The organism is Pajaroellobacter abortibovis, assembly GCF_001931505.1.
Lineage (GTDB): Bacteria > Myxococcota_A > Polyangia > Polyangiales > Polyangiaceae > Pajaroellobacter > Pajaroellobacter abortibovis.
This window is the reverse complement of record NZ_CP016908.1, coordinates 62,380-84,707: the sequence shown is the minus strand read 5'-3', so window position 1 is coordinate 84,707 and position 22,328 is coordinate 62,380. Positions and strand designations below refer to the sequence as shown.

Below are 22,328 nucleotides of genomic sequence, written 5' to 3'. Positions count from 1 at the left end.
CGCTCCCCACGGAACATAGGACTGTGTACGTTGCTCCCCAGCTAAAGCATCCAGCAATTCTCACCCCGTGTCAACCCACACAAATTCTCAATTGTCATGTTCTCGATGATGATTTCCCACGATGCAGTTTCCACTCTTGAGGAACCGCTCGTCCCTCGGCCCTCGAACTAGCAGATTCTGATCAACACCCTCTTAAACAGACCCGAAGTTGCTGTTTTTGGAATTCGATCGCTGCAAAGTATCTACAGAGTCCTTTACACATCACCTCATCAATACGTGTTCGAACTCGCCAATCCCTAAAAGCGCGCTTGCAATGTAGCCAACAGCGTATGGATCTTGCCTGTATAAGCATCCTGATCAAATGCATGAACCCGATCGAACACAAAGTTGTATTCAAACATACTTTGAAGATCTCCTGTGACATGAACTACAGCTACCCCTCCTACTGTATTGCGAAAGCTGTCCGATATAGTAGTATCAGGAGTATAATGATCGAAACGGGCCCCCAAAGTAACCCACCGCGTGATATCCTGTTCTAAACGAACCCACACCGCGCGTTGCTTTGTTTTAACCAAAGAGGTGGTATCTTCGCTGTCATCCACCCTTGGCAAAGCAAAAGAATAGTAGAGCCCCCTATCCATGTTCTGCCCCAAGGTGAATTCGCTCAACAGGCGAGTTTTCCCAACTTTAGGCAACGCTAGCACATGCACACCGAACTCTGCATTAGAAGCCAACCTAAGGTAGGTATTGAAAAATTCTCCTTCTCCTCCAGAACGCACAAGCTGTCCTCTCCCCACATATCCGCTTACTCCAATGTCTACAGGGCCAAAGTTGTAATTGATTCGACCTGAAAAGTCTTTTGTTGCACTGAGATCAGGCTGAATCGAAAATTGAGGTTCACCTAACACTTGGCCATTGACCACAGCTACCTGCCCTGTCAATCGGTCTTCAAAAGCACGTGTGGTTACATATAGACCTGTATCGTACACCCTTCCCCACATGTTGAGAGCACCCCACGAACGATCGACAAAGGGGCGATCCGCATTCGACTGCTGAATCTCATAGCCAAATGGAACCGGGAAAATTCCCCCTCCAACGACTGTCGTGACTTGAGGAGACCAACGAACAATCCCCTGCGCCTCGAGATTCCGCACGAAGGAAGGGAGCACCCCCTTTTCTACAGGAGACCCTGAGGAGACGGGTTCTATCTCAGCGATCAAACGAGCAGTAGAAGCAAGAGAAAATTCAAATTTCAACCGCGCCCGACGAACACGAAATGCAACTGAATTGGTCGTTGCACCATTAGGCAACGCCACGATGGCGTTAGGACCAATCCCCTCCGGAAGTTCTCCAGATATAGGGTCACGGTTTGGAGAAGATACAACATTATAAATTCGTGCGACAAATTGAGGCTGAACATAACCGCTAATGCGTAAAAAGCGCATCCATCTGGGATAATTACCCTTGGACTCATTCAAAGAAGAACCAGATGCATTGACAAGGGAAAGAACTGGATCGGTGAGCTCTTGCTTGGTCAAAGGCGAAAGAGAAGAAGAGGAAGTAGTCGGTTGGGCTGAAGATTCTTTGTGCTGTTCCTTTATCTCAAAAGGCAGTAAATTCTGTGGAGGAGCTGCAGACACTGGAAGAGAAGAAGGCGGCTGCCGAGCATCGTTAGAAGGCCCAGGATTTTTTTCCTGGGCAGCAACTTCCCCGCGCAGCCCCATGAAAAAAATTAATGTGAAAGGGTTCAACAGCAATCGCGAGACACGCGAGGAACGATGACACATAAGCACTACACCTCCAATTCAGTCATAAGGGAAACAAGAGGAAGGAAACGAACATATTACGACTTTTCTGATGGGAGAACAAAACGAGATGGTTTTTGTCATTCGCGATCTTGTGCTTCATAAGCAATCACAATTTTTTTAACTAAAGGATGACGCATGATATCTTTTTCCCTAAAATAACAAAATGCAATTCCTTCAATTCCTTTGAGAAGCTCATACGCCTCTACAAGCCCACTGCTCTTGCCTGAAGGTAAGTCAATCTGGGTCATGTCTCCCGTTACAATCGCTTTAGAATGATGACCCAAGCGAGTTAAAAACATACGCATCTGCTCAGGGGTTGTGTTCTGAGCTTCATCTAAAATAATAAAAGAATCGTTTAAAGTTCTCCCTCTCATAAAAGCAAGCGGAGCTATCTCAATATAGCCTTTTCGTATTAGTTCCTGTCCACGTTCAAAATCGACCATATCGTTAAGCGCATCGTAGAGGGGACGTAAATAAGGATTGACTTTTTCTGCAAGATCTCCCGGTAAAAAACCGAGTTTTTCTCCTGCTTCCACAGCAGGGCGAGTGAGAATAATTTTTTTAATCGTCTGCTTATGAAAAGCAGCCATAGCACATGCCATGGCTAGGTAGGTCTTGCCCGTACCTGCAACACCTACGCAAAATGTTAGAGTATGAGAGTGAATCGCGTCAATATATTGGCATTGGGCAGCCCCCCTAGCTAACACAGGACGCCTACCGGATCCGATAACTAATTTTTCTTCACGCAAATCAAAAGGGCGCTCAGGCTTCTCTTTCATCTGGCGCATGGCACGCAGAATCTCCTCCGCATCCAATTTTCCCCCATGTTGGATAAAACAGATGGCCTCCCTGACAAATCGCTCTATCTTAGAGACGTTTACTTTATCTCCATGTAGAAAAATTGTGTTTCCCCTCAGTCCGATAGCAACACCCCCTTCTTTCTCCAGCAATTTGAGCTTTTCATGCGAAGGACCTGTCAGATTGACGAGAACACTGGTTTCCTCCACCTCAACCTTGGAAGAAACCATTTCTCCTTCTTGTTGAGAAGAACGCTTTGGCCGGATGATCTTCTTCTTAGGTGACATCATGCAACCTACAGGGGGTACTTCTCAAAGAAACGTTGCACTTCAAAGGGCTCCATTCCGAGTTGAACCACCGCCCAAGCAGCCTGCTTTCTGGGGATTGAAATTAATGTGGGCATGCCTCCAGAAAAACCGAGAGCCCGAACAAAATCAATACCGCTGTCATATCTAGCCGATAAAACAAGGGTATCTCGTGTCAACATCATCGCGATAGGGGCTTGCTCCTGCCCTAATAAGAGCAGGAGCGTTTTATCGTATCGTTCTTTCATCAAGGTCATGTCGATAAAGGCAAAATGCCGACAGGCTGGAGGGATGTGGGTAGAATTGCTCATGGGGAGCGAACTCGTTTTGTATTGATGAGCTATTTTTTGTGTGTTTTTTTCGATGGAATCCCACTCCGCACAGGCTTCATCAATCGGCTTCCAAAGAGCACTATCTTCAAGACCAGTAGCCAGATGGCGAACGACAATCCCAAAAAGGGCCTGATCACGTGTCCTCACACGCAACGCGTGGTCGAATCGTTGACCAATCGCGCTTGGAGTTCCTGTACGTGTATCGATCGCATAAGCATCTCGATCGGCTCCTGGATAAGGTTCCTCTCCTCCTCGAATCCACTTCGCAGCGCTGCAAAGACCATCAAAGTCCGTATGACATACAATGGTATCAGCTGTTCCTACCGAGGCGATCACCTGAGGTGTGACCATGGCGGGACAAGCACCATACTGAGCCTTTCCAGCCAATACAAAACGCGGATTGCCAGCATACGTCGAATGCATACAATGATCATGGTGATCAATCCATCCAATCAGCCGTTCTCCTAACCCTTCTATAAAAGGCCTGGTAACTTTTTCAAATCCGCCTCCACCAATTTCAGACGAAAAGGCAATATCTAACACAACAACACGACCTTGAAGAGACCCCGGCGAAGGCAACTTGCGAGGAGAAGCGAATACAAGATGGGCATAAGGTATGTCTATTTTCATATCAAGAAGGTGAAGCAGCGTTTCTTTAGCCACTTCTAGTAGATTGTCCTAACGATTGATATGGATACTGTAATGAAGGATTCATCTAGAGCTCCTTTTTACTGATATTATGGTCCGTATTTTTTTATCTACACCAGAAGACATGGCTAAACTCGCTCGCTATGAGGGAGATCGTTCTTCGCCTCTTGCCCAGTCTCTATCGACACCCGCAGCTTGTCCTTTCTTGCCCACTCAGCAATGTTGGCATCAAGAGATTGAAAGACTATGGTCTAAGGCATGGATTGCAAAAGCCAAAAAAGATGACTTTCTCGTCTTTTAGTAACTTGGCACATTGTTGATAAACTCCATATCCTCCACATCAAGACTCATCCTCACTACCGACGACAAGGGATTGGTTCATCTTTGCTTCAACAAGCGATATGCTTTGCCCATCAGGAAAGATTGTATCGCTCTTTCTTGAAGTGCGCCCTTCCAGTTTCGCTGCCATTGCATTTTACTGTTCCTTAGGATTTAAGGATACCTCAATTCGAACGGACTATTATCAAGATGGAGAAAATGCAATTCAAATGGCACTTTCGTTATAACTTGGCTTTTGCCAAATGACCGATTGCTCCACAAGTTCTCTTATCCCATGACTCCTCATCCTCGTGAGCTTCTATGACAAAAAAATCCTCTCATTTTTCTATGCTTCGCGACTTTCACTTGGCTGACCTGCTGTCTCTCACAAACGGATTTTGCGGCGCAGGAGCCATCTTTGCCCTGATGAAATACCTCATCCTACGAGAAATGAAGCTGTTATGGGTGGCCTTTTCCTTATTTCCCATTGCATTGTTCTGTGATTTTGCAGATGGACGCGTTGCTCGATGGAGAAACCACGTCTCATTATTAGGCCAAGAACTTGATTCGCTAGCCGATCTTATTTCCTTTGGGGTAGCCCCCGCTGCGCTCGCCTTTAGCCTTGGCCTACAAGGGGGATGGGATATTGTTATCTTAATCTATTTTGTAGGTTGCGGAACGAGTCGTCTTGCTCGCTACAATGTGACTGCATCTAGCCTCACAGGAGAAGGTGGAAAAGTCCGTTATTACGAAGGCACCCCGATCCCCACCAGCTTAATTCTCGTAGCTATCCTCGCCTTTGCTGCATCTTCAAACTGCATTGATGAAAGGCTACCCTTTGGAGCCTATATAATAGGACCATGGGTTTTTCATCCGATTACACTTCTTTATTTTTTAAGCGGAACTGCTATGATCAGCAAAATATTGCATGTTCCTAAACTCTAGTAATATTGTACGCATTTTTCTACATTCCCCTCCTAGATTGTGAAAGCCTATTTAGCTCTGCTTCGCCTCATGCTTGAACGACCCGAGCGTCCCGATCGCACAGGGACAGGCACCCGGAGTCTCTTCGGCCACCAAATACGGTTCAACCTCCAAGATGGCTTTCCGCTCCTGACAACCAAAAAGCTTCACGTACGCTCTATTATCCATGAATTGCTCTGGTTTCTGCGGGGGGAGACCAAGGTAGATTCCTTGCATACGGTAGGGATAACCATCTGGGATGAATGGGCCACCAAAGAACAATGTGCGCGATTTGGACGAGAAGAAGGGGATCTTGGCCCTATTTATGGCCACCAATGGCGCAACTTTGGAGCGACGTTGCTCCCTTCCGGAGCATACCTCCAAGATGGTATAGACCAAATGCAACAGCTGCTCCATCAACTACAAACGAATCCTTTAAGCCGAAGGCTGCTTGTCACAGGATGGAATCCGAAAGAAACGGATCAAGTGACTCTCCCCCCTTGTCATACGTTATTTCAACTCTATGTGCACCAAGGTGAACTGAGCTGCCAACTCTATCAGCGGAGTGGAGACCTCTTTCTAGGAGTCCCCTTTAACATCGCTAGCTATGCCCTGCTCACCTTGATGATCGCACATGTGTGCCACTTTAAACCGGGTGAATTGATTCACACCTTTGGAGATGTGCATCTCTACACCAATCACACGGAGCAAGCCAAATTGCAGCTTTCTAGGGAACCCCGCGCGCTCCCTCGGATGAAACTCAATCCAGAAGTTACGGATCTCTTCTCTTTTCAATACGAAGATTTCCAGCTGGAGGGTTACGATCCCCACCCTCCCATCCCTGCCCCAGTATCGATTTAATTCTCATGAACTCCGCTACCATCACAAGAGCCCCACTGATCCTCGTCGTTGCCATGACAAGCAACCGTGTCATCGGTCATCACGGCAAGCTCCCATGGCACCTTCCTGAAGACCTGCGCCACTTCCGAATGCTTACAGAAGGGCACGCAGTAATCATGGGACGCAAAACCCATGAGTCGATAGGACGCCCTCTCCCCCAACGAAGAAATATTGTATTAACCCATCGCCCGATCTTCCTTCCAGGATGCGAAAGCGCACACACCCTAGAAGAAGCTCTATCGTTAGCTAGGGAACACGATCCAGAACCACGCATTATTGGAGGGGCCACTCTCTATGAGCAATCTCTCCCCCTAGCAACTCGTATTTATTTGACTGAAGTCCTCCAGCATGTGGAAGGGGACACGTGGTTCCCTCCATTCTCTTTAGAAGAATGGTATGAGGTAAGTCGCGAGCAAATGGACCCAGTGGTTTTTTCAACATGGGAACGCATTCTCTAAAAGAGCAGCTTGATTCCTTGTCTGAAGAATTTTCTTACTTATGATAAAGAAAGGATCCAAAATGAAACTTCAGCGACAAGTTGAATCCATACTCCGAGAGCTCCTCCATCCGATCTACTTAAAAGTAGAAAATGAGAGTCAGCTGCATGCTGGACCATCCGATCGGGAGACTCACTTCAACATTGTGATTGTCAGCAACCGGTTCCAAGGGATGAACTCTGTCGAACGACACCGTTATGTTTACGAATCACTCAAAGATGAATTCCAAAGGGGGCTCCATGCTCTTACGCTACAAACGGTAACGGAAGAACAATGGGTCGATTCTCGTGCTATCGAATCCCCTCCATGTCACCATAAGGCCTCGACACAATCAACCCCATCTTTTGAATGCGCTCGGATAAAAGAAGGGTGACCTGATGCAAGAGAGTTTGCTACAAGGGGTTCGATAGAAAAAGCGCTAGGGATTTCTGATGCTGTGTAGGAGACTGCAGCTCTACTTTTCACCGCTTTCTCTCTTTTCATTCCGGATTTATTTTTCTATTTCAAGCTCTCGATGACTTCGTTAACAGCAACCTCTCTCTCTTTTTTGACGAATATTCCACCTGTTTCTCGATCAAGCGCAATCGAGCGAGCGATCAATGTGCTCGAACAGGCAGCCCTCTATTCAGAAGGGAAAGGCATCTCTGATCCCCCTCTTCAAGCCAAGAGGCAAGATTTTCTGCTCGCTATCGAGCAAGAGGTACACGCAGTCCGCTCGCGGCTCGATCGGATTCTACTCGGAAGCCACGCGCAAGATGGGCTTGAGCTACTCGCACAAAATGGGTCTCTTTCTGCCATCTTTCCGGAAGTTCAAGCGATGGTCGGCTTTGGAGACGGAGAATGGCGACACAAGGACGTATGGAAGCATACCAAACAGGTCGTCGCTCAGGCTGTGTGCCGATTGGAAATCCGATGGGCTGCTCTTTTTCACGATATCGGCAAAACCAAAACGCGATCCATCTCCCCTGAAGGAAAAGTGCATTTTCTCGGCCACGCAGAAGTAGGGGCACGCATGTTCGACAAGCTCGATCAGCGCATTGCATTATTTGCTGCTCATAAAGACACTGCTCTTAAAAAGAGCATTCGATTTCTCGTCCTCCATCACCTCAGGGCCAATCAATATACGTCCAGTTGGACAGATAGCGCGGTCCGAAGATTTGGCCGCGAGTTTGCCAATCACTGGGATGATCTTCTGTGCCTTTCGCGCGCAGACATCACCACCAAACGGCCCCACAAAAAACGACAGGGACTCGCTCAATTGGATGAGCTTGAGGCACGTGTCTACCAATTGAGGTTAGAAGACAGTAAAGTACCCCCTTTGCCAAGTGGCATTGGGGAACAAGTGATGCTGCGATTCGGCTTACGCCCTTCACCCCAGGTGGGGTATATTAAAAAGGCGCTGCTGCAAGCTATTGACTTAGGGGAAATAGAAGCCCATCAATCAGCAGACTGCTATATTGCTTTCATTGAGCAGCATACCGCCCGATTTCTCCCTACTGAAAATCAATCGAATTTACTTCAGGAATCGTCTCTTTTATAAACACTAAAGTATCGTTTTTAACAACCAACGAACCCAAGCTGCCTCTTCCCTCTCATGACTTTTCACCACTCCACTTCAAGGCCTTCTATCCCTGCCTTTTCAGAGACAGAGCAGACCACTTTCGTTATCGACCCCACCCCCTCTATCAAAAGGCGCCATATCTTAGTCATAACCTTAGGGCTGTGCATCGTTTTTGCGATGTTCTCTATCGCAATTTACCAAGCGATCCAAACGACAATCGCTCGCTCCACTCAAGAGAAGACAAAGACCGATTTTCTGAATTCCTCTCCCTAGAAGAATCCACACGCATTAAAGTCCACATCGCCACTGGCATTGCCTCATTCAAGGGACTAATGTAAAAGATGTTTTTTGTATCGAACTATCCTTAATAAGGAAGCAAACTTAGACAAAATCAAATGAAGCAAATGCCCGATCCTTTTCGTCGGAAGAGCAAAAGAGCCCTTCACCTATCGACCATCGTTTTTTGGAGCGCTCTCGAAGCAGCATGCGGTTCTTCATCAAAGAACGAAGAGACGACTTCTCCGCGTTCAAATGATACTGTAGATGTATCAACGCAAACCACTACTTCCTCACCTAACAACCCCCCTGCACCGAACCCGCAATCGCAACCCACCGATCCCTCCACCCAAAAGTGGAGTGTAGGCCTCGGGCTTCAAAATCTAGGGAATACATGCTTTGCAAACGCAAGCCATAAGCTACTCGCCAACCTCACGGACGCCCCATCTGCTTTCGATCCAAGCCTAGATCCAGAGATCAACCAAGACCTTTCTACAGCATCACAACAAACACAAGATCGTATCTCTCTAAAAAAAGCGATGTTTCCTCTCTTCAAAGGAATGGCAGAGAATCATCAGCTCCTTCTCGACAATCAAGAGCCCATAGATCACCAATATTTTGAACAAGAATCTTCTACCCTTTTCTCCAATATCAAAGATTCCTATTACGCTCTCACTAACGAAAAAATTCCTGGCGATCAAAGCGACGCAGCTGAATACATCCGCTTCCTTCTTGATAGATTAGCATATGGAAAAATGATTGATATGCAGGATTGGATATCTTGTCCTTCGAGTTATACAAATCTGACACCAGTTTATCACCAGTCTGTGCTCTCTTTAGGAATTGATACCTCCCCTACGTCTAGAAATGTGATGGAGGCCCTTCAATTCCTATTGCAAGGCTCTTTCATAGACGACTATACGCCCCCTCCCGGCAGAAAACAGACTTGTCTCCAACAACCTTTTTTCATTTCTGCAAGAGGGAAAATCCCTGATCAGCTAATCATTCAATTGTTGCGATTTAAAAAAGATATTACTGGCAAGGTCCTATCGAAAATTGAGACCCCGGTTCAGATTTCACAACAAATCCAGATCTCACTCTATGATGCACCTGCAGACAACAAGTCCCAACCCACCACGATTCACACTACGAAGACTTTTAACATTAAAGTGGTCGTTGGACACTCCGGGTCATTAGCAGGCGGACATTGTTTCGCCTATGTCTACGAGCCTCAGCTGAAACAATGGTTCCTGCACAACGATAGCTCCGTATCCCCCCTTCAAGAGCAGGAGGTTTCCCACCAAACGGCTACAGCAGGTTATCTATTGCTCTACACCAAATAATCTTTCGAACTTCACCTTTCTTCATTCTTTCTTAAAAAAGCAAGCGATGACTTTTTTGACCAATGCGCCCCTATTGCATTAAAGCTATTTGTATGGATTGTCATCCTTACCGTAGGCGCCAATGGGCGTGGTTCACACTCCTCTTCTCTCCAAAACATTCCCCTCTCGAAGAGGAAGAGTTGTAAACTCCAACTACACCTCCTCCAGACGAAGACGCGGAAAAGGTCCCGTCGTCTCTTACGCCAACCCCTTCCTACCTCGATCTTTCAAAAGGGCTCGGTCTAGCCAATTTGGGAGGCACTTGTTACCTCAACGCAACCAACAAGTTCTCGCTACAATATCCTAACTTCCTTAAGCTGCTTGACCTAAACCACCCATCTGAACAAAAGATCCCACTCGACCCTTCCCCCAAGCTTTTCAAGAAGCAGCGTATGCGTTTTTCAAACCGCTTTCAGAAAGCTATCACCCTATTTTTAATAGGGAAAAATCCTTCCGGACACCCAAGGTTTCCAAGTTGAGTCCCGTACTTTCTTCGAAGAAACAGATAAAAGTGGGGCATTCCCTTTCCACCCAAATGACGACTCACTGGATTACATCTTCAGCCTTTTCGGAGGGCTACACTATAACTTCCTCGTTCAACCTCCTCACGAAGTCATATCTACAATCATCAATCAAAACGCAAGCTATGCACGAATGTCTTTTCCGCTCTTCCTTTTAACTGTACAGGACGACATCAGTCGATATCTGTAAGCCAATCATTCCTTTCTGATAACGGACAACAATCAAACCCCTGCCCAGTGGTTGATAGAAGCGAGCACAACAACCCATTCAACAGTCCCTGAGAAATTGATTATCCCTTTCCACAATAACAACCTATTTGACTGACGAATCCCATCCTCACCCAATCTCCCCGACACTACTCCTCTTTTATACACAACGACAGCAAGTGGATTTCATTCAACAACAAGACGCACTCAAACAGATAAGCAAAAAAGGCCATGTTTTCATCTATCATAGAATCACATCAGGCCATCATGAGAAAGGGGATTTTTTTTGGGAATCCAATGCTTACCCACCCATTCTCCAAGAGGAGACAGATACTTAGCCCCCCACACTAACAAGAAAATAAAAAGAATGAGGCCATTCTCACTATTGATCCATGCTCCTCGCACACAAAACCCTTCTCTTCACAGTTACAGCTCTTAAAAAAGTGTAGGCTCTTCTGGACATTTTGTCTATTTTATTAAACCAACTGTACGAAAAGACAATTTTGTATCATTTTAAAAAATGCGTAGGAATCATCCGGTCGCTTCATAGCGAGTGTCATTTTTCATTTGCTTGCGTGAAGAAACGCCCAAGATTGATTCTACGAGAGATAGTATTTCATCAAAAAGAAGAATATTTGCATGAATGAACCATCCCGACGTCTTGCCTTAAATGCCCCAAATTCCGAACACCGCGCACGCGCTTTTTCAGAAACACTTTCTCTAGTAAAAGGGGGTCATGTTTTAATCGCCCTTCGAGGGCATCCCGATCCGGATGGAATTGCTTGCGCGCTCGCTCAAGCGCATATTGCGCAGCGCATTGGGGTCAACACCACGATCGGATATTGTCACGATTTAAGTCACCGAGAAAATCGGGCCCTCGTTAAATTGTTAGGAGTTGAATTACGCAAAATTAAAAGCGTCCGCGAAGTGGATAAAGTCGACTTTTTAGCGATTGTCGACGCTTATGATGTTGATCCCGATCTAGGAGACACCAGTGGGCTTGAGATTCTGACCATTGTGGATCACCATCGCGCCACTTCCCCTCCTAAAGGTCGTTTTGTCGATCTGAGACAAGATGTAGGCGCAACTGCAACTATCTTTGTAGAGTACCTCTCTGAACTTTTCCCACTGGATCCCGATGTGGAAGAGGATCGTCGAGTAGCCACTGCCCTGATGCATGGACTCGCAACCGATACAGATGATTTCATGCTTGCCCGAGCCGCTGATTTCCGAGCAGCCGCTCAAGTCTCCGAAGTCTGCGACCGCGACCTGCTTGCCGATCTAAGCCGAAGGCTGATCGCTCCCAACGCTATGGATGTCATCGCGCGAGCCCTTTCTGCTTTAGCCGTGCGGCGCAATTTCGCTATGTCCGGAGTCGGTTTTGTTTCCGACGCCGATCGGGATACAATTGCGCAAGCTGCGGATTTTTTGGTGCGCAGGGAAGACATCGACACAGTTGTTGTGTACGGTGTCGTCGGAGACAAATTTATTGAAGGCTCCCTCCGAACTCATTCCCCCAGTGTCGATCCGGCTGTTTGGCTAGAACAAGCTTTTGGGTATGACGAGTTGGGACGCGCTTTTGGAGGAGGGAGACGAGATAAAGGAGGATTCCGCATCCCAATCGGATTCTTGGGCCGAGCCACCGATCGCACTCAACTCTGGCACATTGTGGAAGCCGCTGTGCGGACTGCACTCGTCCGACAGCTAGGAGAAGAACACACCGCCGCTGTGGGAACGAAAAACCAAACCACGTGATCCGATCTTCCATCGGATCCCAATCACTTCACATGCTTTGTTCCTCATGCTTAAAAAATAAAGACCCTAAGGAAATGGTGAAACTGCTTGTGAACCGATCAAAATTGCAGGTAATATCCCTCCATCGATTTAATCACGAAGAGAATCAATTTATTTTTTTATTCGGTCTATATCTACATTAATTTATACTTGAAGTTTGAAAGAGGCCAGGCTGTGTCCGATTTTCTTAATGTTTTACGAAATGCTCGCGAATTAGTTGCAGGTGGATTGAGCGCGCTTCAGTCGGATCCTCAGCTACCACGTCCCCTTGTAGAACTAGCCGCTTCACTCGGGCAAGCGATTTACACTCTCCAACAAGCAGAAGGGATCCCCGATGAGAAATCGACCACTCCTTACATCACGATAGCATTGCAATATCTCCAAAAAGTTCTTGCTTCTTTAAAGCAACAGCCCTCCCCTCCAGCAGTCGCTGCCACAGCAACAGGTGCAATCACCCGAGCGATTGCTATTCTCGAACCCCTTGTAGGAATCACACCTGCCACTCCTCCCGTTTCAAAGAGTTCCTTCCCACTTCCTGCTCCTGTCACACCCTCTTCTCCACTGTCTTCCATCCCGCCAAAACCGATTGCTAATCCTCAACCAACACTTTCTATTTCAGGAGGCCCATCGCCTCCTGTTAGCTCAATCTCAACTTCTGCTTCCAATCAATCCTCTATGAATCCTATTCAAACCATCGAAGCATCACTCGGCACCTACAGTGCAACCAATTTTTATAAAGGATTAGTGGGCAATGATATTATCGACCATGGAGGACTGTTCGTGTCCACCTACCTCCTGCCTAAAATTGGAAGCCATGTGCAGCTTAAAGTCGCTCTACCTGGCGGATATGAGTTTGAAGCCAAAGCGATCGTCCGATGGAGACGAGAGGCTTCGGATGCAGGGCAAGACGCCCCTCCCGGCTTTGGAGCACAACTTATAGATATCAGCCCTGAAGCAAAGCAACTCGTTTATCGCTACGTGAAAAATCGAGAGCCTTTATTTCACGATGACACCTAGTATTTCTATCATTTTAATCTCTTTGTTTTTTGTCATTCACTCTGTGCCGTAACGTTTTTCTTAGAGGAATTGTTTTATGGATTGTCAGTGCGACCTTTGTGACTTCGTCGGCATGGCCTGCCAATGATCCATCCCTCCTCTGGAAAAGCCTCCAGACAGAACATTTCTACATTACGTATTATTCAGGCGAAGAAGAGATAGCCTTCCGGATTGCAAGACTCGCCGAGTTGCTCTACCAGAGAATCGGTTCTATTCTGGCGATCTACCCAAAAGAACGGGTGGAAATTGTACTGACTGATCAATCCGAGCATCCGAATGGGAGTGCGACGCTCACCCCCTACAGTACGATTCGACTTTCTCTAACAGCTCCAGAGGAACTCTCCGAGCTAGGGAATCCAGATGATTGGTACTTAGATCTTCTGACTCACGAGTATACACACGCCGTCCACGGAGAGAGCATCGGTGGACTTCCTGCTCTTATCAATGCGCTTTTTGGGAAATTGCTTGTCCCTAATTTTTATCAACCGCACTTCATCGTCGAAGGTCTCGCGGTAGTGGAAGAGAGCCTGCGCACAAGTGCGGGGCGGCTCCGTTCTTCCCAATGGAAAATGATGATGCGGGCAGATGTACTAGAGAATCACATCGCCTCTCTCGATCAATTCTCCCATCCCCCTCGCCGATGGCCCCAAGGGAACATCTGGTATCTTTACGGTTCATTCTTCATGGATTGGATCGCAGATTCCTACGGTGAAGAGGTCTTCCGCTCGATCATCGAGGACTACGGCCGCCAGCCTATTCCAGGAGGATTGAATCGTGCCTTGCGTCACGCCACAGGGAAAACGTATGAAGAGCTCTATCCTCACTGGATTGCAGCCTCCCAACAGCAGTTTGCAGAAGAAGCAGCAACGATTCGAGCGCATGGACTACAGGAAGGGATCCGTATAACGAAACATGGCCAAATCGCTCGCAACCCGCGATGGTTTCCCTCCAAGCAAGAATCCCCAACCGAATCCTCCACGCTTATGTACTACCGAAGCGACGGTCACTCTACACCAGGCCTTTATCAAATCAAGCTTCCCTCCAATCTTCTCGATAGCTCCCAAACTCATGTTTCCCAAGCAGAGTTCATGCTCCGCACCAACGACGTCTCCACACCTGCCTTTACACCAGAAGGAGGGGTTGTCTTCGAAGCATTGGGCATCCACAAAAATCTATTTCGTTTCTTCGATCTTTTTGCAGTTCCTCCCCGTCAACGAGGGGTGACCGGCGTCGAGTCAACACGTGTGCGGATGACACGCGGATTTCGCGCAAAGATGCCCGATGTATCTCCCGACGGTACCCAAATTGTATTCGTGACACAACATCGCGGAACCAGTTATCTGCAGATTGCAGATTTCAATAGCAGTTCACTCACCCTAGAACATGTACGCGCACTGCTACCCAGTCAACCCCTTGAGCAGGCATATGCACCCCGTTGGTCACCCGATGGGCGGGCAGTCACCTACACTGCCTGGACAAAAGGAGGCTACCGAGAAATTCGAGTGATTGATCTCGAGAAAAAAACTTATCAAACGATAACTCACCGTCGCGGCTTAGAAGGTGGGCCCTGTTTTTCCCCAGACGGGAAAAACCTTTTCTTTTCCTCAGACAGATCAGGCATAAGCAACATCTACAGTTATGCACTGGACACTCGTGTTCTGAAGCAAGTGACCAATGTACTGACAGGGGCCTTCCAACCTTCCGTATCTCCCGATGGAAAGTCTCTTGTCTACGTAGGGTATACAAGCGAGGGATACGATCTATTTATTCTGCCTCTCGATGAACAGCAGTGGACTAATCCCTCACCCTATTCCCTTTCCCCTCCTCTCCCCCCTCCGCCTTCAGAACCTCCAGCTACCCCCTTCACCAAAGAGGACTATCAACCTCTCCGCACGCTTGCACCGCGACAATATTTCGCACAGACCGCCCCCGGCAATTTTGGTCAATCGGTCACCCTTTCCATCGCAGCTAACGATATTGCGTCCATCCACACCATTCGCTCTCAATTCCGCATCGAATGGAACAAGCCTGAGCTGCAAGGGAATTTCTCCTATATTTACGCACGGCTCCCCTTTGACGTGGGAATCCGAGCCTTTCGAAGAATAGCCCCAGCAGGATGGAAGAAAGCAGCCCAAAACTCCGAACCCAACGCCATTCGAGAAACGATAGGATTCAATTCCTTCATCACGATCCCGATGCCCGGTGCCTATGATCACTCCTCTTTCAATTTAAGCTACAACACACTCCGCATTGGCTACGAACCAACTTCAATCACCGCATCAAAAGGGGATCCTTACGCAATGCGCTTTCATGCGACTTCACAGCTAGTCAGTCAAATGCATGTAGGGTGGTCCTACTCTAACACACAACGCTTCTTGTGGAGTGTTACTCCCGAGAAAGGGCTCACTGCAAAAATAGGGGTCGATGCCAATCATAACTACCTTACAAGCGCCTATGATGGCGTCCGAGGGGAAGCAAACGTAGCATCGTACTTCCCTATGCCCTGGCTTCCACATCACACCCTCACTCTTTCCGCAGGAGGGGGACTCACCATCGGAAAACTACCTGACCAGCTGTTTTTTGTGGGGGGTGCTACTGATCCCTCTTTCCTAGAGGGACTGTTAAACGAAACAGAATCAAACGGTGGAATCATCCTGCGTGGATATCCTGTAGGCATTCTTTCTGGGAAACATTATATACTTTTCAACGCAGAGTATCATTTCCCCATCATCAATATCGACCGCGGCCTCGCAACACTTCCCTTTTTTCTCAACCGAATTCACGGTAACACGTTTATCGACTACGGAAGTGCGTTTTATACACCCTCCACCGCTCGTTTTAAAACAGGGATAGGAGGAGAACTACAACTTGATTCTCATATCGGCTATAGCTCTCCTCTCACTTTCCGCCTAGGTTACAGCTATGGACTTTCTCAAGGAGGGATTCAACGAACGTATTTCTTGGCGAGCACACCATTTTAGAGTTAGATAGCACTTTTCTATGTTTTCTCATAAACACTTTTTCTCTCTCTCGCTGTTGATTATGCTCAGTGCTAATTTATTAGCCTGCAAATTAAATCGCCCCAATACAGAAGCGAGTGCGCAACAACAAGCCTACGATTTCAACATCAGTCTGCGTTCCGAGGATGTCCAGATGGAATTGCTCGCAAGCCAAGTTGCTGCGTCAGAAAGAGCCAGTTTTCTAGAGAGGCACAAACAATGGGGGAAGGAGATCCGGATCTTTTGTACGGAACTCAAAGGCATCACCCTACTCAACGACAATCAGATCGAAGCCCAAGTCAAAGTCAGCTGGTTTCATAGAAATGATGATGCGCTGCGCGCCACCCTCATTAACCAAAATTGGAATTGGGAAGAGAATAGGTGGATGCTCACGCAAGAAAAATATATTGAAGGTGATCTTAACCTCTTTGGGCACACAACCAATCCTTAATCTCCCTGAAGAGGTGTTCTTTTCTAAATGAAAGGGGGCGCCCCTACTGTTTATCCCCTTTTCGATCGACTTTACTCGACCACCTCTGTGCCCTTGGATGCAGCGGCCGACTTGCGGCTCATTCTTTTTGCAGGAGCCTTAATCATCTTTTTCTCTTCTTTTGTTTTGAGGATACGCCTCTTTTTCTTTGCTTGCGCCTTTCTTTGTCTCATCTTTAAAGAATTACGCCGATCTCGTTTTCCCATGAAATGGTTCCTTTCCGTACGACAAGAATTAGACAGTGAATTCCAATCTTTTGATTCAAACTCACACTCCCGTCAATACAGGAATACAGTTTGCCTGCTGAATCTGAAGGCAATACCGACTATTCAACATTTCAAGATCAAAAAGGGGCTGGCCCTGTCACACGGAATACTCGTTCGATTGAAGTTGTGATGTACTCGTATCCATTCTCTCACACTTGAATCATCAAGATATCCCCTCTCTTCTGTAATTTAAGAAGCCTGCCGCTGATCGCTTGTGAGCTTTTCCCCAATCGTCGACCACTTGCGCTCTATTGACTGCAGTAGCTCCCTCCTTGATCACCGTCACTCCATATCTCCCCCACTACTCCGGATCAAACATCTACCTTGCAATCGGTGAATTAGTCTTGCATCCCTGGATGATGTCAACCACGCTATTCGGGTCTTTGATCATCTTGTCCTGGATCTGATCGCCAAGGAGGACTTTGGTCGGATTATCGGGATTGTCAAACGCCCAAACATCATCCGCAACCTTGAGATCAGCACTATAACACAAGTAGAAAGGCTTTCCTCCTGACTTCGGACTGGGGGTATATCTGACGTTGATTTCGTCAGCTACAAAACTCTTGCCGGGGGGCGGCTCAGGAAGCACGTATTCCCCCTTCACTGCAAACTGCTGAATCTGAGCGAGCGCATTTGCAAAATCGGTAGCAGCTTGCTCAGGATTGTTTACATTGACTGTAAAGGCATTCTGGGTTCCCCCTTCACTGGCCATCCTATCGATGTTCTCTACCTGCCCAAGGCCGATCACATAGGTTTTAACTCCTTTTTTAAGCCCATCCCGCAGCAAGAGAGCAACACCATCCGTTGTATTGTAATTGAATGTTGAGCCCTCTTCTGGGTAGGTCTTACCCTTACAGCCTGCTGGCTCACCATCGGTGACAAGTACGAAAAATGTTTTTTCCGAGGTGCGCGCTTGAATGCTGTTGACCATCTGAATAGCCTGCACCGTCACAGGAGCAGTTGGAGTGCATGAACCATTGTTGTGTTGCTTCTTCGCCTCATTGGCAATAGCACTCGCAAGATTAGTAGAAGGAAGAGGGGTAAGCGAAACAGTAGGTTGTTCGTAAGTGCTTTCTGAACAGGGATTCCCTCCCGTCGGGAATAAGAGAAGAGATACCTTAAATCCTTTACTCGCAGGGTCAGAAAAAAATTTTTCTAATACTTTCGAGATCGAATCGTACGTGTTGGAAGAGGAGCCTGACTGAAAAAACATACTGTCCGACACATCAACCGCCATAACTAGATTGATGGGGATGGGCTCTGGCTTTCCGGTAAGACTGATGCAGGAATCCTGGATATCGACACCGCTATGATCACAGAGGATCGGGCCCCCTCCGCTACCATCTGGCCTTACACCCTCTTCAGGCCGACCTGGAGTTGGCCCCCCTTCCCCATTGAAAGGAGGGGTACTCCCTTTTGAGCCACATCCCAATCCTAAACTGCACAAAAGAATCGCTATTCCTCCTCCGCAGCGTATCCAAGCTTTCATACGATCCCTCAACTAGTCTAATTCTAATGCTCAATCAATGAAACTGTTTTGTTCATACCACGCACATGAACAAGAAATTACGTACGTTCAATTCTACTTTCTGGTTGATTTCTTACCTTGTGTGACCCTCGCGGTAACACGTCTGTTTGCAGCGAATACTCCCCTTATTATCCCTGATCAGCGCAGAAGTTTTAGGGAAAAGCATGATTTTCTGGAAACCTTCACAAAAATCCCACCCCTCCCCATTATGATCTCCACGCGGCAACAAGATAGGCTCCCCTCCCTTCGGCTGGTACACCATACTCATGCTGTCGTAATTGTATACATGACCCTGCGGCGGTGGCGGTATTAAAAAAACTCCCTCCCACGCTTCAGCCTGCACCTTCTTGATAGTCTCTCGGAATTGCTCAGAAATCTCTTTAGGATTCTTTTTATTAACTAATAAAGCACAACCTGTACCACCCGCAGCTGCTATATCATTCAAAACAGAGAGCCTCCCTAATTCACCTACATCGCCAAGACCGATCACATGAGTGAGAATTGAAGGGGATTGCTGATTGAGCCTTCCCACTACTTGCTTCAATCCATTCACGTCATTCTTTAAAGAGGAGAAGCCCTTAAATGAATAGGAGTTTTGTTTTGTAGGATCATTCGTAGTCGTAGGAACGCCATCCGTCACGAGGAGCAAGATGAACTTTTCCTTTGGAGCTTTAGCCATTTCTGAATCGACATACGAGTAAGCACCTAAAACAGCAGGGAGGCTCGTAGTGTGCCCGTTGGTGAACTTCCTATCAAGCTTATTCTGCAATTGTGGAGCGGGCAATTGAGTCAGGGGGAATACAGGAGTTTGGTAGCTCTCAACTTTCCATTGATTCCTTTCTTGTGGAAAGAAAAAGAGAGCAATCCGACCATTATTAAATGTGTCGTCTTTTAAAAGTTCCTTGATCGCCTTTGAAAGAGTGAGATAAGAAGAAGGTTCTGGGAAAAACATACTATACGACACATCTACCAAGAGAATGAGATTGAATCCGAGAGGTTTGATGTCCACCGGAAAATCCATACAAGGTTGCCCTTGTTCCTGCTGGTGATGTTCATTAGGCAAGAAGGTGTGAGAGCTTGAATCTTCTTTTTGGCTGGGACAAATCAGACCACCATTATTCTGTCTCGAGCATGCTTCCTTCTCTCCAGACTTGTCACATTCTAACCAGACTGAACTCAACAAAACTAACCAGACGATCGTACTTATCTTCAAGAAAACCCTGCACTCCTTTTCTCCCCCCCACTAAAAATCCTTATCGAGGAGGGATTGTAGGATTTTGATTACAGCGCTGCTTAAAATCAACCCTTCCACCTCCAATCAAATAATCCTTCATTTTATCGCTGAGAACGAACATCCGAGGGGCTTTTATGTTATCATAACACCATCCTATAACACTAGGGTCATCTGAATAGGGTACCTCTATAGGAGAACCGGAAGGAGGTGTATACGTTACCGTCACACCTTGAAAATTATAGGTTCGCCCTACAGGCGGCGAAGGAATTTTATAAATCGTCTGGATGCTATCCCGCCGTATCTGCTCAAGAGTATTTTTAAACTGTTGAGCAGCAACAGCCGGATCGTTGCGATTGATGTAGATAGCCTTCCTGGTTTTATTTCCAACCTCTGCAATTTCATCAAGGTCCTCCCCCAGACCGATCACATACGTAGGGATATCGAACTGTTTGTATGCCCTTTCAACTGCAGCACGAACCCCTTCAATATCATTGCTATACTCTCGTCCCCCAATATTATAACGACGCGCACCACAACCTGTAGGCTTTCCATCACTGATCAAAAGATGAACAAACCGGGCATCACGTTGTTGCTGCTTCCATGTGTCTATCAAAGAAAAAACTCCTAAAAGAGTGGGCAAGGTGGGAGTGATGTATCCATCCGCTGGAATCGTGCTCAACGCATCATCAAACAGATGAGTCGGTAGCTTTGTGAGAGGCACAAAGTAGTCTTTTGTAGGATTTGCATATGAACTCACATCACAACCGATCGTGCTGTATGAACGAGATTCAACACCAGCACTAGGGAAAAAGATAAGCGACGCTTGAACATCACTCCCATTAAAAGCCAAAAAGAATCCTTTCAAAGCATCCCTACACATGGAGTAGAGATCACCACCGTTCATGCTGGCTGAGCGATCAAAAGTAACCATTAAGTTAAGAGGCATCACTTGCGCTTCTATATCAAAGTCATTGCAAGGCTCTTCTTTTTCTGAAGGATTGGAATCCGCATCGATCACAAACAGCCCACCCTCTCCATGCCTCTGATGCTGTGAAGAGGGATCTAGCCCTCCATCCCTTGTATGATTGCTAGAGTGACTTCCAGAACAACCGATAAGAACAAAACAAAAAAGGAGCCGCCGCTTTGTGCAGCTCTTCATTATAAGGAAGTACATTATAGTGCCTTGGTGTAGTTGTAAACACACTTAAAATCAAGCTCTACCTAACTCGCTCGATAGAAAAACACAAGAAGAAATTTCCATGTGAGAGGTAAGAGGGAGAATATCATTCAATACCGGCTAATTCTTCTTTGAATGAACGCTCCATAAGCCGATGCATCGCCGCTTTGAGCGGGCGGCCTTGATAGAGAACTTGATAGACCTGCTCTGTGATAGGCATTTCAACACCGTATTTTTGAGAAAGCTTATAAGCTGCGTGCGCAGAGAAAAATCCCTCGGCTACGGTTTTCTGACTCGCGAGGAATTGTTTTGCATCTATCCCCTCAGCGACTTTCATCCCCAACGTTCGGTTGCGCGAGAGAGCACCTGTACAGGTCAAAACAAGATCACCCATCCCTGCAAGTCCTAAAAAGGTCAGCGCATTCGCTCCCAATGCAACCCCCAAGCGAACCATTTCTGCAAGGCCGCGGGTGATAAGAGCAGCCCGCGCATTGTTTCCAAGACCCAAACCGTCACAAGCCCCTGTTGCAATAGCGATCACATTCTTAATTGCCCCTCCGATTCCAACACCCATCGGGTCCTCACTGCGATATACTCGAAAGGTAGGAGCATGAAGTATCCCCTGCGCTCTTTGAGCCGCTTCCGCCCCTTTGGACGCGGCAACGATATCCGTCGGGAGGCCTTTTGCCACCTCTCTTGCAAAAGTAGGCCCCGATAGGCAAACGTACCGCTCCGAGCTCACTTCAGGCAACGCCTCCTCAAGAATCTGAAACAAGAATTGATGGCTTGTTACCTCAATTCCCTTGGACGCGATTGCAACGATTGCATGCTTGGCAAGATTTTTGCGGAGCAGGTTGGCTACAGAACGAAAATATCTCGAGGGGGGTGCGAGAATCACAATATCGGCATCGGCACTGACTTTTTCTACATCAACACTAGCCTGAATCACCGCAGGGAGCTGTACACCAGGCAAGTAAGCCGTATTTCGGTGATCAGAAGAAATCTCATCAGCTATTTCCTGCTCAAAAGACCATATATTGACCGCATGCCCTCTTCTTGTTGCATGGATCGCAAGTGCAGTCCCCCACGCCCCAGAACCGAAAATGGCCACTTTATTCATGGATTTGTATCTTGAAAGAGCAACATTTTGTAAGGACAATCATTTTTTTTGATTTTGCATTCCTCTGTTTTTGTAGATTTCAAGGTATCCCTGATGCATAAAGAAAAAAGAGTGTGGCTTCCGCGTGTGACTTGGTCTTACAGGTTAT

21 protein-coding genes are annotated in these 22,328 nt (G+C 47.0%); 13 read left to right on the top strand and 8 right to left on the bottom strand.

Annotated features, from left to right (window positions below):
- Positions 1-296: 296 nt before the first annotated feature.
- The 3 genes from BCY86_RS00420 to BCY86_RS00410 all read right to left on the bottom strand — a co-directional run bounded on the left by BCY86_RS00420 (position 297) and on the right by BCY86_RS00410 (position 3,906).
- Positions 297-1,787 (bottom strand): hypothetical protein, encoded by a 1,491-nt coding sequence (locus BCY86_RS00420; RefSeq protein ID WP_075275935.1) that lies wholly within the window; start codon positions 1,785-1,787, stop codon positions 297-299.
- Between the two features lie 98 nt (positions 1,788-1,885).
- Positions 1,886-2,836, bottom strand: a complete 951-nt coding sequence (locus tag BCY86_RS00415; RefSeq protein WP_075277485.1) for a PhoH family protein — start codon at positions 2,834-2,836, stop codon at positions 1,886-1,888.
- 65 nt (positions 2,837-2,901) lie between these two features.
- Complete coding sequence (locus BCY86_RS00410; RefSeq protein ID WP_245776236.1) at positions 2,902-3,906, bottom strand: hypothetical protein; 1,005 nt, start codon at positions 3,904-3,906, stop codon at positions 2,902-2,904.
- A gap of 109 nt (positions 3,907-4,015) precedes the next feature.
- Here BCY86_RS00410 and BCY86_RS00405 point away from each other — a divergent pair, with 109 nt between their 5' ends.
- The 13 genes from BCY86_RS00405 (at position 4,016) to BCY86_RS00345 (ending at position 16,816) form a co-directional block, all read left to right on the top strand.
- A complete protein-coding gene (locus BCY86_RS00405) occupies positions 4,016-4,192 on the top strand; it encodes a hypothetical protein (protein ID WP_156864940.1) in 177 nt (58 codons plus the stop codon).
- Positions 4,193-4,203: 11 nt separating this feature from the next.
- Positions 4,204-4,380 (top strand): GNAT family N-acetyltransferase, encoded by a 177-nt coding sequence (locus tag BCY86_RS10635; RefSeq protein ID WP_083604073.1) that lies wholly within the window; start codon positions 4,204-4,206, stop codon positions 4,378-4,380.
- A 150-nt stretch (positions 4,381-4,530) separates the two neighbouring features.
- A complete protein-coding gene (locus BCY86_RS00395; RefSeq protein ID WP_075275932.1) occupies positions 4,531-5,154 on the top strand; it encodes a CDP-alcohol phosphatidyltransferase family protein in 624 nt (207 codons plus the stop codon).
- A gap of 39 nt (positions 5,155-5,193) precedes the next feature.
- Positions 5,194-6,033 (top strand): thymidylate synthase, encoded by an 840-nt coding sequence (locus tag BCY86_RS00390; protein ID WP_075275931.1) that lies wholly within the window; start codon positions 5,194-5,196, stop codon positions 6,031-6,033.
- Positions 6,034-6,038: 5 nt separating this feature from the next.
- Positions 6,039-6,530 carry a dihydrofolate reductase gene (locus BCY86_RS00385; protein ID WP_075275930.1) on the top strand — a complete coding sequence of 164 codons (492 nt, stop codon included), beginning with the start codon at positions 6,039-6,041 and terminating at the stop codon, positions 6,528-6,530.
- Positions 6,531-6,591: 61 nt separating this feature from the next.
- Positions 6,592-6,942 (top strand): BolA family protein, encoded by a 351-nt coding sequence (locus BCY86_RS00380; RefSeq protein ID WP_075277484.1) that lies wholly within the window; start codon positions 6,592-6,594, stop codon positions 6,940-6,942.
- A 141-nt stretch (positions 6,943-7,083) separates the two neighbouring features.
- Positions 7,084-8,109 (top strand): HDIG domain-containing metalloprotein, encoded by a 1,026-nt coding sequence (locus BCY86_RS00375; RefSeq protein ID WP_083604070.1) that lies wholly within the window; start codon positions 7,084-7,086, stop codon positions 8,107-8,109.
- Between the two features lie 54 nt (positions 8,110-8,163).
- On the top strand, positions 8,164-8,403 hold the full coding sequence (locus tag BCY86_RS00370) for a hypothetical protein (protein WP_075275929.1): 240 nt from the start codon (positions 8,164-8,166) through the stop codon (positions 8,401-8,403).
- 131 nt (positions 8,404-8,534) lie between these two features.
- The gene (locus tag BCY86_RS00365; RefSeq protein WP_172824747.1) at positions 8,535-9,749 is read left to right on the top strand and encodes a ubiquitin carboxyl-terminal hydrolase; all 1,215 of its coding nucleotides are present in this window, start codon (positions 8,535-8,537) and stop codon (positions 9,747-9,749) included.
- Between the two features lie 1,406 nt (positions 9,750-11,155).
- The gene (locus tag BCY86_RS00360; protein WP_075275927.1) at positions 11,156-12,271 is read left to right on the top strand and encodes a DHH family phosphoesterase; all 1,116 of its coding nucleotides are present in this window, start codon (positions 11,156-11,158) and stop codon (positions 12,269-12,271) included.
- Between the two features lie 213 nt (positions 12,272-12,484).
- Positions 12,485-13,327: a PilZ domain-containing protein gene (locus BCY86_RS00355; protein ID WP_075275926.1), complete on the top strand. Its 843-nt coding sequence runs from the start codon at positions 12,485-12,487 to the stop codon at positions 13,325-13,327.
- 98 nt (positions 13,328-13,425) lie between these two features.
- Positions 13,426-16,347, top strand: coding sequence for a PD40 domain-containing protein (locus tag BCY86_RS00350; protein ID WP_075275925.1), 2,922 nt, complete (start codon positions 13,426-13,428; stop codon positions 16,345-16,347).
- A 19-nt stretch (positions 16,348-16,366) separates the two neighbouring features.
- On the top strand, positions 16,367-16,816 hold the full coding sequence (locus tag BCY86_RS00345) for a hypothetical protein (protein ID WP_075275924.1): 450 nt from the start codon (positions 16,367-16,369) through the stop codon (positions 16,814-16,816).
- Between the two features lie 71 nt (positions 16,817-16,887).
- Here BCY86_RS00345 and BCY86_RS09470 read toward each other — a convergent pair whose 3' ends face one another.
- From BCY86_RS09470 to BCY86_RS00320, 5 genes are all read right to left on the bottom strand, one after another.
- Complete coding sequence (locus BCY86_RS09470; protein WP_156864939.1) at positions 16,888-17,028, bottom strand: hypothetical protein; 141 nt, start codon at positions 17,026-17,028, stop codon at positions 16,888-16,890.
- A gap of 412 nt (positions 17,029-17,440) precedes the next feature.
- Positions 17,441-18,610, bottom strand: a complete 1,170-nt coding sequence (locus BCY86_RS00335) for a vWA domain-containing protein (protein ID WP_075275922.1) — start codon at positions 18,608-18,610, stop codon at positions 17,441-17,443.
- Between the two features lie 112 nt (positions 18,611-18,722).
- Entirely contained in the window at positions 18,723-19,670 is a 948-nt protein-coding gene (locus BCY86_RS00330) for a vWA domain-containing protein (protein WP_156864938.1), read from the bottom strand.
- Between the two features lie 232 nt (positions 19,671-19,902).
- Positions 19,903-21,042 carry a vWA domain-containing protein gene (locus tag BCY86_RS00325; RefSeq protein ID WP_075275920.1) on the bottom strand — a complete coding sequence of 380 codons (1,140 nt, stop codon included), beginning with the start codon at positions 21,040-21,042 and terminating at the stop codon, positions 19,903-19,905.
- A gap of 124 nt (positions 21,043-21,166) precedes the next feature.
- A complete protein-coding gene (locus BCY86_RS00320) occupies positions 21,167-22,180 on the bottom strand; it encodes an NAD(P)H-dependent glycerol-3-phosphate dehydrogenase (protein WP_075275919.1) in 1,014 nt (337 codons plus the stop codon).
- Positions 22,181-22,328: the final 148 nt, after the last annotated feature.

Bases quoted from the DNA above. Each gene is read 5' to 3' on its own strand.
- BCY86_RS00405 (WP_156864940.1), top strand. From the start codon at position 4,016: ATGGCTAAACTCGCTCGCTATGAGGGAGATCGTTCTTCGCCTCTTGCC.
- BCY86_RS00335 (WP_075275922.1), bottom strand. From the start codon at position 18,610: ATGAAAGCTTGGATACGCTGCGGAGGAGGAATAGCGATTCTTTTGTGC.
- BCY86_RS00395 (WP_075275932.1), top strand. From the start codon at position 4,531: ATGACAAAAAAATCCTCTCATTTTTCTATGCTTCGCGACTTTCACTTG.
- BCY86_RS00370 (WP_075275929.1), top strand. From the start codon at position 8,164: ATGACTTTTCACCACTCCACTTCAAGGCCTTCTATCCCTGCCTTTTCA.
- BCY86_RS00320 (WP_075275919.1), bottom strand. From the start codon at position 22,180: ATGAATAAAGTGGCCATTTTCGGTTCTGGGGCGTGGGGGACTGCACTT.
- BCY86_RS00360 (WP_075275927.1), top strand. From the start codon at position 11,156: ATGAATGAACCATCCCGACGTCTTGCCTTAAATGCCCCAAATTCCGAA.
- BCY86_RS00345 (WP_075275924.1), top strand. From the start codon at position 16,367: ATGTTTTCTCATAAACACTTTTTCTCTCTCTCGCTGTTGATTATGCTC.
- BCY86_RS00330 (WP_156864938.1), bottom strand. From the start codon at position 19,670: ATGGATTTTCCGGTGGACATCAAACCTCTCGGATTCAATCTCATTCTC.
- BCY86_RS00325 (WP_075275920.1), bottom strand. From the start codon at position 21,042: ATGAAGAGCTGCACAAAGCGGCGGCTCCTTTTTTGTTTTGTTCTTATC.
- BCY86_RS00365 (WP_172824747.1), top strand. From the start codon at position 8,535: ATGCCCGATCCTTTTCGTCGGAAGAGCAAAAGAGCCCTTCACCTATCG.
- BCY86_RS00385 (WP_075275930.1), top strand. From the start codon at position 6,039: ATGAACTCCGCTACCATCACAAGAGCCCCACTGATCCTCGTCGTTGCC.
- BCY86_RS00375 (WP_083604070.1), top strand. From the start codon at position 7,084: ATGACTTCGTTAACAGCAACCTCTCTCTCTTTTTTGACGAATATTCCA.
- BCY86_RS09470 (WP_156864939.1), bottom strand. From the start codon at position 17,028: ATGAGACAAAGAAAGGCGCAAGCAAAGAAAAAGAGGCGTATCCTCAAA.
- BCY86_RS00420 (WP_075275935.1), bottom strand. From the start codon at position 1,787: ATGTGTCATCGTTCCTCGCGTGTCTCGCGATTGCTGTTGAACCCTTTC.
- BCY86_RS00380 (WP_075277484.1), top strand. From the start codon at position 6,592: ATGAAACTTCAGCGACAAGTTGAATCCATACTCCGAGAGCTCCTCCAT.
- BCY86_RS00415 (WP_075277485.1), bottom strand. From the start codon at position 2,836: ATGGTTTCTTCCAAGGTTGAGGTGGAGGAAACCAGTGTTCTCGTCAAT.